We start from the raw sequence: 11,897 nt of genomic DNA, 5'->3' as shown, positions 1-11,897 counted from the left end.
GTCAAACGGTACTGTTGCTCTTTTACTTTGATTAAACTACTACAGAGCTGATGCTGTTCTATGTATAGAGGTTCAGATGGATTCTAGGCCTGTATCAAAGTACAAGGGAGGCTGCCGGTATCACTTCATTACTAGGTTTTTTTCTTGTTTCTTTTATTCTTGCATTCCTCGTGGCGTATATGCTGTATATTTTATTTCCTAGAAGCTCAATTAAAATTTTCTTGTTTAGCTTCCAGTGCACCTTGTTTGGAATCGCCCTGTTTGTATCGGATTTTGCCGCTCAGGGCTATGAGTTTCTTTTTCAATTTGGCGGATCTTTCAGTATTTTTCTCGGGTTGATCCTTGCAATGTTTGCTTTTTTTAAAGAATCTTGATTCACAATACGTAACTAAGGGCTACCCTGTAATTCATCGGAAATGATGACGGGGGAGCCCTTAGTTTTTAGCACTATATTACGACTATATAAAATGAACTTTAGACTTAACCGATCTCAGCTTCGATCCCGAGTGATTCTGAAGAAGCGGAGCGTCCGCCTTTGTCTCCGAAATGCCCCACTGATATCTAGTTCAAGCATTTCGGGGACAACCGGGGCCTTAAAGAACACTTGGCATCGCAGCGCCCGAATAGGGTAACCTTCATAAGTTCATTTTATATAGCATTACAAACTTAAGCATCCCTCCAGCCGCTGAGGGTGTCCTAGGATGAATAAGGGCCCTGCCAACGGTTCCCCCATTTAATTTCACTTGTTCTTCCATAGTTCATGCAGAGGACCTTCCCGTCCGTAGACAGGGTCGGTATCCGGTACGGGAACCCGGCTAATCTCCTTAAGAGCTGCTTCACGCTCTTCGGGTGTGGCCCTGCGGGTATTGTAATCCATGCCGTCCGGGTAGGCACCCACAATCCGGAAGTCGGGGCTTGCGGCCAGCTTCTTATGCCCGGTTCCTGCGGGAAGAAGGACGACGTCCCCGGCCTGCAGCTGGAAGGCTTGGCCCTGTTCCCCACCCAGCTGCAGCTGTGCTGAGCCGGAAATGACACCAAGAACCTCATGGGAATTGCTGTGGTAATGATGATAGCTGAATACCCCATTCGTCCAGCTGTTCAGCCAGCCGTTCTGGTTGAACAGCGATTCTGCCTCTTCCGGTTTATCCAGTAATGCACCCCGGTACAGAATTACGGGGAGATTCGGGTTATTCGGAATCAGGCCATCATCGGTAAAGATCAGGGAAATCACTTTAGAATTTGTCATTGGATGGATCTCCTTTCTGCCTTTTTGGCTCTTACAGCGGTTAGGATGCAAGGGTTACGGATAAGATACAGGATGAGGAGATTTGTTTCGCAAATATTATAGGAATGGAGGCTCAAACATGAAAACCTTGGATGTGGTCGCTCTTGTTCTGCTGATTATCGGCGGGCTTAACTGGCTGCTTGTGGGATTGTTTCAGTATGACCTGGTTGCCGGGCTGTTCGGCGGGCAGAACTCTGCGATCTCACGCGTCGTTTATGTGATCGTAGGTCTATGTGCCCTTTACTCCATCAAGTTTATTGCGGGTGTCAGCGACCGTGAAAGAGCTTAATCCAGCTATGTCCACTTCCGGCCAGCCGCCGGAAGTGTCATAAAAATGTTCCAGTCTGTTTCGCGAATTGCATATCGATATTTGGGACAAGAGCCGCTCTCACAGCGGCTCTTGTTTAGTTATGTGCGCCCAGCCTGACTAACTCCATTTTACACGAAGTTTCCCGGGAATGGTCTTATCTGCCGCATTTCATATTGCAAACCGTCAAGCAACAAAAAAGTTGATGCAAAATAAAAATTGATATATAGTGTCAAAAGAGAGTTGATGTCATAATTAGCGCAATAATTTTACATTCATGATCAGGGCAGAGACTTTTAAATCCGATAGAGGTGATTTAGATGTTAGATACGGTGCTCGGCTTTAATGAATTGACTCCTTCCATGTTTGCTTTCGCAGGGGGCAAAGGGACCATGCTTGCGAGGATGTATCAGGGCGGATATCCTGTTCCGGAAGGATTTGTCATTCTGCCATCCGCTTTCGAAGAGGGACAGTTGAACGAGGGGGCCTGGAAGGAAATCGCAACTCGTGTTAATAAAATTCGGCATTCGTTCAATGGGGCCCAATTTGCGGTACGATCATCGGGATTAAGTGAAGATTCGGAGGCTGCTTCTTTTGCCGGGGAATTTGATACCGTCTTAAATATGAAGACGGATGAAGAAATCAGAGAAGCCCTTTACACGGTATACAGATCGAAGTATGCAGAGAGAGTCCGGGTATATAGTTCCGTACAAGGAATGGAACAATCCCACGAAATTGCGATTGTCGTTCAGTTGATGGTTGTCCCCGAGATCTCGGGGGTACTATTTACCGCTGATCCTATAACAGGCAGCCGCGTAGTAATGACCGGCAATTATGTATTTGGATTGGGAGAGCAGCTCGTGTCAGGTGAAGCCAATGCCCATTCTTTTACATTAACAAGGCCTAAAGGAAAGTACAGCGGTGCAGGGGTATTTAGGAAGCATGCAATGAAGCTGTATCGTTATGCGCTTAGACTAGAGAAAGAGCTGGGAGGTCCGCAGGATCTGGAATGGGCAATCTCAAAAGGCAGGGTGTACCTGCTCCAGGCACGGCCAGTTACGACTTTTAGTCCAGGAAACCGGGATAAGTTTGAGTGGAACGATTCGCTTACAGGGGATTTTCTGTGGACCAATACAAATGTGGGAGAATCCATACCCGATGTATTCACTCCTTTTAGCTGGTCTGTCATCAGGGCGCTCGATGAGGAGCAGCAGGTTGTTCCGGGTCACTACTTAATGTCGGGGAATATATGCGGGCGAGTGTACTCTAACATCAGCCTTCCTGTATCCGCATTCCAAGCACTGGGTTTCAATTCCCGTTCAATTTTAGCGAAAATGAGCAATGTATTTGGGAAGCTGCCTGAAGGGATCGGCATTCCTGTGTATCCTTTCTCCAAATGGAGTATTATCAAAGCCTTGGTGCCAAGAATACTTTATAGTTCGAAGCGAACCCGTGAGGCGGTTAAAGGCATGAGCCAGTATTTGAAGGACAGTCCAGAGGAATGTGCGAAAATCATTGACCGCATCCACAAAGTGAAGACCAAGGAGGAACTGCTCCGCATTTGGAGACAGGATCTCTGGCCTAGAAATGTGAAGGGGGTGTGGGCCGCCTTTGAGGGGACAAGTCAAAAAATGCAGAAATACGTCAAGTTAAAGGAAAAGCTGAGCAGGCTGGTTGGCTCAGAAGAAGCAAATCTACTCCTGTCTAATGTAGGTGGGAATGCTCAATTAGAAAGCCTGGGTCCGGTGATTGGAATCTCCAGAGTAATCCGGGGGGACATGAGCCGCCGAGAGTATTTAGTCAAATACGGGCACCGCGGTCCTCATGAGCATGAGCTGTCCATTCCTTCTCCGGGAGAGAGCCGGGATTTGCTGGAGAAACAGATTAAGGACATAGAGGATTCACCGATTAACGTGGAGGAGCTACTGGATAAGCAGCGTGTACAGTATGAAGAAGCATGGAATAGATTCGAGCAGCTGTTCCCTGGTGAAAAAAAACGGTTTAAACGGCAAGTAGAAAGAGTACTAGAGGGTCCGCAGGTCCGGGAAGCCGCGCGTTCGGAATGGACCCGGGGGTTCAGGGTCAATCGGGCTTTTGCCCTCAAAGCGGGCGAATTAGCCGGGATAGCTGATGATGTATTCTTCCTCTACCTGGATGAGGTGCTGAGCTGGCTTGAGGGTGGCGAATTGGAAGCTAAGCAGCATATTAATGCCAGAAAAGTAACCTATGCGAAGTATCAGGCCTTGCCGCCCCTGCCATCCATCATCCGCGGCAGATTCGATCCATTCAAATGGGCGGAAGAACCGAACCGCAGAATGGACTACTTCAATCCAATGGAGCCTATGCGCATTTCGCCGGAATCGGAGACGCTTAAGGGCTTTGCCGGTGCCGCAGGCAGGATTGAAGGAAAGGTGCGCGTTCTGACACAACCAGAAGACGGGGATCAGCTTAAGCCAGGTGAAATTCTGGTAACCTCCACAACTAACGTAGGATGGACAACGCTTTTCCCTAAAGCTTCGGCAATCATTACCGATATTGGCGCGCCGCTGTCCCATGCTGCCATTGTGGCCAGGGAGCTGGGCATCCCCGCTGTAGTTGGATGTGGAAATGCAACCACCAGACTGAAGACAGGAGACCGGATTATTGTGGATGGCGGGCAGGGCATAATACAAATCTGCCCTCCATCCTAAAGTGAGGGCGCTTTAACGATGAGTTGGGTGCAGCGGCTATCCGGGAAGATCGCGCGATGGTGTGAGAAAAGGGGGCTAGGAGCCCCCTCTGACCAGGTTGTTTACTGCGGATTCGTTGTCCAGATTCCGGCTGTCTTCAGGAAGACGCGCGGAGGAAGCTTCAGGGCCGCTAAGGTGAGATCAGCCACATCCTCAGGCTGCATCATCCGGTCCTCGTCGCCGATCTTGAGGCCGGCGTTCACGGCTAGATCCGTATTGACCGTGCTCGGCGTAAGCGCGGTGACACGGATGTTATGCTTGCGCACTTCCAGAGCAAGAGCTTCAGTTAATCCCATGACCGCAAACTTGGATGCGCAGTAGGCCGACCCGGTTGCGAAGCCGCGTTCCCCGGCAGTGGAGGCCACATTAATAATATCTCCGCTGTTCTGGGCGATCAGATCCGGCAGGATAGCGCGGGTGACGTTGTAGGTCCCCATCAGGTTCACGTCAAGGATTCGCTTCCATTCCTCAGGGTCCATCTCCACAAAGGTCCCGAACTTGGCGATTCCCGCATTGTTGATCAGGATATTTACGTCTCCCAGCTCCTGCTTGATCTTGGCTGCCGCGCGCTGTGCCTCTTCCGCGTTCGAGATGTCAGCAGGTGCAATGCTGACCTTGACTCCGTATTTCCCCTGCAGTTCCTCCGCGAGGCTGCTGAGATCGGCCTCAGTGCGGGAGATCAATCCAAGATGGACCCCTTCCTTGGCCAGAGCTTCAGCCACTGCCCGGCCGATTCCCTTGCCAGCACCCGTGATTAACGCATTTTTATTTTTCAATTCCACATTCATCACTCCTATCTGTTCTCTATATGTAATGTATACCCCATAATAATACCCCTATTGACGGAATTTTTACACTTTAGCACTAAGAAATAAAGTATTAGCATACTTTGAAAATTTCATGAATCTAGTCTAGCTTTTATTTACACATCAGGAAAATAGAACTATAATAATAGCTGAAAAGCAGGTCTTAAAGCTCTCTTAAATGAAAAAGGCAAACTTGCTGAAAGGCAAGGACGCAAAGCCAAGGGTCTAAAGCAGTATGCCATGACAGCCGGTTACCAGAGAAGAGGATGAAAACTAGGTCTATCAAGCCTCGGGTCTACTCTTTTGGAGTAGGCCTTTTTGTCTGGAGATAAGTGGAGGGTTCATTGAAAAATAACAAGGAGGAATAATGTCGTGCAGGTTCATATCAAAGGGATAGCCACCTATCATCCGGCCCAGGCATATGATAATGCCTATTTCGTTGAGCATTTTGACAAGCTGGGTCTTGAAGCGGAAGGGTTGATGAATCATCTTGGGAGAAAGACCCGTTATCTGGTAAGCACCGAGGAAGAGAACTCCCTTTCCATGGGAGTGACTGTTGCGAAGAAGCTGCTGGCTGAATCCAAGGTCTCCGCTGAGGAACTGGACATGGTGGTATTTGTTTCGGATACCCCGGAGTACACCTATCCCAGCAATGCACTGCTGATTCATCGTGAGATCGGCGCGGTGAACGCACATATCGTATACGATTTGAATACGAACTGTATCGGGATGCTGACCGCGATGGATCAAGTCCGGCATCATTTGATTGGGAACCGGTATATTAAGCGTGCTCTAATTATAGGTAGTGTTCACGTCAGCAACATCGCCCGGAAGGATGATACAATCGTCTACCCTAACTTTTCCGATGGGGCGGCGGCCGTGATTCTGGAGAAGACGGAGCTTCCAGGCGGGTTTATTGATGCCAATTACAAGACGGATTCCAAGCTTGGGAATACCGTTATGTTCCCGGCGGCTGGCATGTCGGCGATGTTCCGTGACGGAGTGGCGGAAGCAGACAAGCGGCTGCGGTTCGATCCACATGATGTGAGTTACTTCTCGGACGAGTGGAAGAGTCTGATCACTCTGCTCCTGGGGCGTAACGGAATGCTGGCCACGGATGTCGATCACTGGATCTTCTCCCAATTCTCACGGCCGGAGATCGAGGAGACGCTGGAGAAGATGCATATCGGATTGGATAAGTACACCTTTGTGGGTGACCGCTACGGGTACACGGGAGTTACCAGCCCTATCTTTGCCCTTGAAGATGCGCTGAGAACAGGCCGGGTTTCCGCAGGAGATAAGGTAGTTCTGTGTTCTGTCGGGATTGGCTATACGATGTCTTCACTTTTATATCAATTATAACGATATAGGTATTGAGAGAAATATTAACCATTTGGAGGGACCATAGGATGTTTGTATTTGAGAAGAAGCAGGCGGAAAAGGCGTTGGCAATTACTGTAAGTGGATTTATGAAACCGGATGAGGCTGAGGCTTTTCTAAAAGAATACAATGAGCACATTAACTCGATTAATCCGGCAGAATACACCCTGATTATTGACTCAACGAACCTGGCCGTATCCAAACAGGACATGCTACCTGTACTGGAGGGCTGCTTCAAGCTGTATATGTCCAACGGATTTAAGAAAATCATGATGGTCAACCCATCTTCCGTGGTAGCGAAGAACCAGATGCATAAGCTGGCAGAAACCATTGCTTACACAGGAATCTTCGTGGATTCGCTGGAAGAGGCATACAGCCACAATTAATCCCGAGCCTAGGGCGGCTACCGTCCATGGTTGTTGCGGCCTGCTCTGCCCGAGCAGGTCGTTTATTGTTATGCAGCCCGAATAAAGATTGTAAGGCACGCATAGGTTTTGTGGAACAGGGGAACCTAGAGCTTAAAGAACTTTAGGGTCAGGATTCCGGTTATTTCTTAGGACGTTTTTGGATTAGCCGGGAGGCGCCTGTAGCCACCAAGTAGATGCCCGCGACAGTGAACAGGGTTCCAATCCACCGGTACTCCTGGAGAAAAGGGACCAGGGTGAACAGGACAAGTGCGAGAAGAAAACGGAGAATAATCTCTTGTTTCATCGTATTTGTGTCTCCTTTACCTAAAATGTCGCTCAATGGCGATTGCTGTGAATCAAGCCCGATTTATCACATAAATCTTTGATTATTATGAACAAATTGTAGCATGATGTGCAAATTTTCACCTATTTTTAAAAATTCTTTTTCAGTTCTTGGATAAAAGGTGTAATATAAGAGTATAGAGTTCCGTTTCGGCCTGTTTGAAGCTTCTACAAGAACGTTAAGACAGGATTGCTTATCTATTACCCAGGCTAATGAAGCGGTCTGGTGTTATAGGAAAGTTATTTCAGGTATTTATTAAATAACGGACTGCTATACAGTTGAACCTAGTGTGTGGATCTGATCCAGACCCTAGTTTGCGCTGTATAATTCAACGTAAAGGAGGAAGTTCCAAATGTCACAAACTTCTAATCAACAAGAGACATCAGCTGCTGAAGAGGCAGTTGCTTCTCAAGCGGTATCTTCTGAAGCTGGTAAAGAGCTGCTCGATCAGCTTATGAAGCCGGAGGTTCAGCAATCCCTTCTGGTGCTGGTTGACCAGCTACCAAAGCTCACTGAGATGATGGGCGCCCTGACAACAGCTTATGATTTCGCTCAAAGCATCGCTAAAGATCCAGTATTCGTGAACGATCTTAAACATGGATTCTCCGAGTTTGCCACTCCGGTAGTAAGCAAGGTTAAAGGTGTCGCTGCTGCAGCGATTGAAGCAAATGACCGTGCACAAGCCGATAACTCGACTATCGGTGTATTTGGCCTGCTCAAAATCCTGAAAGATCCGAATGTACAGAAATCGCTGCGTTTCACTCAAGCTTTCTTGGATACGCTGAGTGAGCGTCAAAAAGGACAACGTTAATTTCAGAATAAACACAATTCAGAACGGAGGATGGATATGTCGAAGCAAATTTTGATTCTGGGCGGCGGCTACGGCGGATTGCTGAGCGCATTGACTGCACGTAAGTACCTGGATGCGAATGAGGCCAATATTACCGTTGTTAACCGTTACCCTACCCACCAGATTATTACCGAACTTCACCGCCTTGCTGCCGGGAACCTTCACGAGAAGGCCGTTGCACTTCCACTAGATAAACTGCTGAAAGGCAAGAACGTGAACTTGGTGATTGATACAGTTCAGACTATTAAGCCGGACGATAAGCAGGTTGTGCTCGGCAATGGAAACACTTTAAGATATGATGCGCTGGTTATTGCCCTGGGAAGTGAAACAGCTTTCTTCGGTATCCCGGGTCTTCAGGAATACAGCTTCACGCTGAAATCCGTAGACGATGCCAACCGCATCCGTGCTCATGTTGAAGAGAGATTGAACGCCTACAAGCAGTCCAAGAACAAGGCGGATGCTACGTTTGTTATCGGCGGCGGCGGACTTACCGGCGTTGAGCTTGTTGGTGAATTTGCGGATGAGCTTCCGGAAATGTGCCGTCAAAAAGGCATCGACTTCAACGAGATCTCCCTCTACTGTGTGGAAGCAGGTCCATCGATTCTGGCTGGATTCCCGCCAGAGCTGGTTGAGCGTGCTACAACCAGTCTTGAGAAGCGTGGCGTTGAATTTGTGACCGGCGTGCCGATCACTGAAATGAAGCCAACTTCCGTTATCCTGAAGGATGGACGTTCCATCGATACTTCCACTTTGATATGGACTGGCGGCGTTCAAGGTAACTCCGTGGTTGCGAACTGTGGTATCGAAGTTAACCGCGGCCGTGCTTCTGTAACGGAATCTCTGCAATCCACTTCCCACAAAGATGTATTCATCGCGGGAGACAGTGCGGTTGTAATTCCTAGCGAAGGCGCACGTCCTTATCCGCCAACTGCCCAACTGGCATGGCAGATGGGTGAGACGATCGGTTACAATCTGTCTGCCATGATCAAGGGCGCTCCGTTTGAGCCGTTCAATCCGGTATTCTCCGGTACGCTGGGAAGCCTTGGCCGTAAAGACGGAATCGCCATGCTTGGAGCGAACCAAACCCGCTTGAAGGGAACTCCTGCATCCTTGATGAAGGAAGCAAGTAACATTCGTTACCTGGGCCACATCCACGGATTGTTTGCCCTGGCATACTAATTTGAAATAAGCTCAGAGGAAGAACACGGTCCTGCGTGTTCTTCTTTTTTGTATAAGGGATGCCCACAGTATGATTTTTCCAACATAAACGGACTTTGTTTAGACCTTACTTAATGGTACATTAGTGTGTAATAGTAAGGAGGTTAACTCATGTATTCCAATAAACAAGATGAGACTTTACATATGATGACCTATACACTAAACAGCGGAATTAAGGGAACGGTACCGCTCTCTGCTTCTCAGATTGGCGAGTGGTTGGAAAGCTACCGGAGCAATACCCGGTTTGTTACGGAGATTGGCAAGGAATTCTTCGGACTGAACCCGGAGCTTGTCGCTGATTTCAAAGTACAAAATGTATTCTCAAGCTACCGGGAGGTTGTTCTTCCGAAGCAGCAGGAAGTGGTGTATAACCGGCTGTCTGAAGAGTTTAAGAAGAATTCAGTTTATATTCATATTGATTGCAAATGTGGTACAACGTATACAACAGAATCCCCTTACTTCCGGACGAAATGGTATTGTACCAAGTGTAAAGAAATTGTGTTTCTGGATAAGAAGAAGCCTCCAGTCAAGACCAACAAGGGCGATGCCCATTATATGACCAATAAATATTTAGTGGAAAGAGATTGAGGACGGAGCTAAAGTGAGTATGCCATCCTTGGAACGGCGGAATGTGGGGGTTTTTGCCCATGTTGATGCTGGTAAAACAACAACAACGGAGCACATCCTCTTTGCAAGCGGCCGCATCCGCAGTTTGGGAAGCGTGGATTCAGGAACAACCGTGACCGATTGGCTGGATATGGAGCGGGAGAGGGGCATCTCTGTCCGTGCAGCAACCACGTCTTACGTATGGAACGATGTGCGGGTGAATCTCGTGGACACGCCAGGGCACGTAGATTTCTTGTCCGAAGTCGAACGTTCTCTTCGGGTAATGGACGGAGCGGTACTTATTATTTCGGCGGTCGAGGGCGTTCAGGCCCAGACGGAGCTGATCTGGAACGCGCTGCGCAGGCTGAAGATCCCCACGCTGCTGTATGTGAACAAGATGGACCGGGTCGGCGCGGATGCGGGGCGGGTGCTTGCGGAGATTCGCACGCAGCTGTCTACCCGGCTTGTGGTTATGCAGTCCTTGTCTGGCAGCGGCGGGGAATTTCAAGGAGCAGCTGATCTATGGAGTGAGGGGACGGCTGGGGAGAAGCAGCGGGAACTCATTGAATCTATAGCTGAGGCGGATGAGCAACTTCTGGAACGGTATTTGGATGGGGAGAGTGTATCGCTCTCCGAATGGAAGAGACAGGCCCAGTTGCTGAGCCGGATTGGAGAAGTTTATCCGGTGCTTTTTGGTGCATCAAGTAAAGGAATCGGAATCCCCGGGCTCATGGATGCGATCACCGATTACTTGCCCGGGCCGGGAGGGGACCCTGAAGCACCGCCCTCCGGGGTTGTGTTCAAGATTGAACAGGGCAAGTCGGCGGGGAAGATGGCCTTTGTCCGCTTATACGAAGGTACGATCCGCAACCGGGATGTCATCCGTAATGTGACCAGACAGGTGGAAGAGAAGGTTACGCAGATCCGCCGGGTGGAAGGCGGGCGCTCCGAAGACACCGGTGTGCTTGAAGCCGGCGATATCGCGGCTGTGTGCGGCTTGACCCAGGTGCAGATCGGGGACATTCTCGGGTCACCGGATGCGATTCCTGAGGAAGCCCGGCTTGCTGTTCCGCTGCTTACGGTACAGGCACAGTGGGAGAATGAGCAGGATTACCCGCGGATGGTTCAAGCGCTCAGGGAGCTGTCTGAGGAAGATCCTCTGCTAGATGTTCAGTGGCTTCAGGAGGAGCGCGAGCTTCATCTGAAGATTATGGGGCTAATCCAGCTGGAGATGCTGACGAGTCTGCTGGATTCACGTTTCGGTCTGAAGGCCAGATTCAGCCCGCCTTCCGTGATCTATAAGGAAACCCCCAGCCAGGCAGCCGAGGGTTATATCGCCAACACGATGCCTAAGCCTTGCTGGGCAGTGCTTCGCTTCCTCATAGAACCGGGAGAAAGGGGCAGCGGTACCCGATATGCTTCGACTGTCCGAACAGAAGACTTGCTGGCCCAGTATCAGAACGAGGTTGCGCGGAGGGTGCCTGAAGCGCTCCAGCAGGGGCTGTATGGCTGGGAGGTGACGGATCTGAAGGTGACGCTGGTGGAAGGCCAGCATCATGTATGGCATACCCATCCGCTGGATTTCGCGGTGGCTACGCCAATGGGCCTGATGAATGGCCTAGCCGCAGCAGGCACCCGGCTGCTGGAGCCGGTGCTGAAGTTCCGCATTGTCGTACCCGAAGAGTTTGGAGGGCGTGTGATGAATGACCTCACCCTAATGAGGGGCACGTTCGAAGCTCCTGAACTTCAGGATGTCCGTATGACCATTGAAGGCAAGCTCCCTTTGGCCGAGTCGCTCGAGTACCCTGTGGCCTTAAGCTCATTGACCAAGGGCCGGGGGACGATCGCAACCTCCTTCCTGGGCTACGAGGAATGCCCGCCGGATATCCATGCAGAGCGGCAGCGGCGCGGTGTCAATCCGCTGGATCAGTCGAGGTATATTCTTAGTGTGCGGAAGGCATTATAA

Annotated in this window: 11 protein-coding genes and 1 riboswitch; of the genes, 8 read left to right on the top strand and 3 right to left on the bottom strand. The window is 49.7% G+C overall.

Going from position 1 to position 11,897, the window contains the following annotated elements:
- Window positions 1-739 precede the first annotated feature (739 nt).
- Window positions 740-1,246 carry a cupin domain-containing protein gene (locus BN6628_RS23170; RefSeq protein ID WP_068621011.1) on the bottom strand — a complete coding sequence of 169 codons (507 nt, stop codon included), beginning with the start codon at window positions 1,244-1,246 and terminating at the stop codon, window positions 740-742.
- Window positions 1,247-1,364: 118 nt separating this feature from the next.
- Between BN6628_RS23170 and BN6628_RS23165 the strand changes: the two genes are divergently transcribed.
- Together BN6628_RS23165 and BN6628_RS23160 are read left to right on the top strand one after the other, a co-directional pair.
- Window positions 1,365-1,574, top strand: coding sequence for a DUF378 domain-containing protein (locus tag BN6628_RS23165; protein WP_068621009.1), 210 nt, complete (start codon window positions 1,365-1,367; stop codon window positions 1,572-1,574).
- A 338-nt stretch (window positions 1,575-1,912) separates the two neighbouring features.
- Window positions 1,913-4,282 (top strand): PEP/pyruvate-binding domain-containing protein, encoded by a 2,370-nt coding sequence (locus BN6628_RS23160; protein WP_068621007.1) that lies wholly within the window; start codon window positions 1,913-1,915, stop codon window positions 4,280-4,282.
- Between the two features lie 101 nt (window positions 4,283-4,383).
- On the opposite strand, the gene BN6628_RS23155 is transcribed toward BN6628_RS23160, so the two are convergent.
- A complete protein-coding gene (locus tag BN6628_RS23155) occupies window positions 4,384-5,103 on the bottom strand; it encodes a 3-ketoacyl-ACP reductase (RefSeq protein WP_068621005.1) in 720 nt (239 codons plus the stop codon).
- Window positions 5,104-5,303: 200 nt separating this feature from the next.
- Window positions 5,304-5,386, top strand: a riboswitch (cyclic di-GMP riboswitch).
- A gap of 113 nt (window positions 5,387-5,499) precedes the next feature.
- Between BN6628_RS23155 and BN6628_RS23150 the strand changes: the two genes are divergently transcribed.
- Together BN6628_RS23150 and BN6628_RS23145 are read left to right on the top strand one after the other, a co-directional pair.
- Window positions 5,500-6,489, top strand: a complete 990-nt coding sequence (locus BN6628_RS23150; RefSeq protein ID WP_082927033.1) for a ketoacyl-ACP synthase III — start codon at window positions 5,500-5,502, stop codon at window positions 6,487-6,489.
- A gap of 47 nt (window positions 6,490-6,536) precedes the next feature.
- A complete protein-coding gene (locus BN6628_RS23145; RefSeq protein ID WP_068621002.1) occupies window positions 6,537-6,893 on the top strand; it encodes a hypothetical protein in 357 nt (118 codons plus the stop codon).
- A gap of 160 nt (window positions 6,894-7,053) precedes the next feature.
- Here BN6628_RS23145 and BN6628_RS26240 read toward each other — a convergent pair whose 3' ends face one another.
- Window positions 7,054-7,218, bottom strand: coding sequence for a hypothetical protein (locus BN6628_RS26240; RefSeq protein ID WP_157692505.1), 165 nt, complete (start codon window positions 7,216-7,218; stop codon window positions 7,054-7,056).
- A 391-nt stretch (window positions 7,219-7,609) separates the two neighbouring features.
- On the opposite strand from BN6628_RS26240, the gene BN6628_RS23140 reads away from it, so the two are divergent.
- The 4 genes from BN6628_RS23140 (at window position 7,610) to BN6628_RS23125 (ending at window position 11,897) form a co-directional block, all read left to right on the top strand.
- Entirely contained in the window at window positions 7,610-8,068 is a 459-nt protein-coding gene (locus tag BN6628_RS23140) for a DUF1641 domain-containing protein (RefSeq protein WP_068621000.1), read from the top strand.
- A 36-nt stretch (window positions 8,069-8,104) separates the two neighbouring features.
- Window positions 8,105-9,286: an NAD(P)/FAD-dependent oxidoreductase gene (locus BN6628_RS23135; RefSeq protein WP_068620998.1), complete on the top strand. Its 1,182-nt coding sequence runs from the start codon at window positions 8,105-8,107 to the stop codon at window positions 9,284-9,286.
- A gap of 150 nt (window positions 9,287-9,436) precedes the next feature.
- A complete protein-coding gene (locus BN6628_RS23130; protein WP_068620996.1) occupies window positions 9,437-9,913 on the top strand; it encodes a hypothetical protein in 477 nt (158 codons plus the stop codon).
- A 19-nt stretch (window positions 9,914-9,932) separates the two neighbouring features.
- Window positions 9,933-11,897: a GTP-binding protein gene (locus tag BN6628_RS23125; RefSeq protein WP_068620994.1), complete on the top strand. Its 1,965-nt coding sequence runs from the start codon at window positions 9,933-9,935 to the stop codon at window positions 11,895-11,897.

The organism is Paenibacillus tuaregi (assembly GCF_900086655.1).
GTDB lineage: Bacteria > Bacillota > Bacilli > Paenibacillales > Paenibacillaceae > Fontibacillus > Fontibacillus tuaregi.
Note: the sequence above shows the minus strand (reverse complement) of the source record. Positions and strands in the feature narration are given on the sequence as shown.

Coding starts and splice junctions, on each gene's coding strand:
- BN6628_RS23165 (WP_068621009.1), top strand. CDS start 1,365: ATGAAAACCTTGGATGTGGTCGCTCTTGTTCTGCTGATTATCGGCGGG.
- BN6628_RS23160 (WP_068621007.1), top strand. CDS start 1,913: ATGTTAGATACGGTGCTCGGCTTTAATGAATTGACTCCTTCCATGTTT.
- BN6628_RS23130 (WP_068620996.1), top strand. CDS start 9,437: ATGTATTCCAATAAACAAGATGAGACTTTACATATGATGACCTATACA.
- BN6628_RS26240 (WP_157692505.1), bottom strand. CDS start 7,218: ATGAAACAAGAGATTATTCTCCGTTTTCTTCTCGCACTTGTCCTGTTC.
- BN6628_RS23140 (WP_068621000.1), top strand. CDS start 7,610: ATGTCACAAACTTCTAATCAACAAGAGACATCAGCTGCTGAAGAGGCA.
- BN6628_RS23125 (WP_068620994.1), top strand. CDS start 9,933: ATGCCATCCTTGGAACGGCGGAATGTGGGGGTTTTTGCCCATGTTGAT.
- BN6628_RS23145 (WP_068621002.1), top strand. CDS start 6,537: ATGTTTGTATTTGAGAAGAAGCAGGCGGAAAAGGCGTTGGCAATTACT.
- BN6628_RS23135 (WP_068620998.1), top strand. CDS start 8,105: ATGTCGAAGCAAATTTTGATTCTGGGCGGCGGCTACGGCGGATTGCTG.
- BN6628_RS23170 (WP_068621011.1), bottom strand. CDS start 1,246: ATGACAAATTCTAAAGTGATTTCCCTGATCTTTACCGATGATGGCCTG.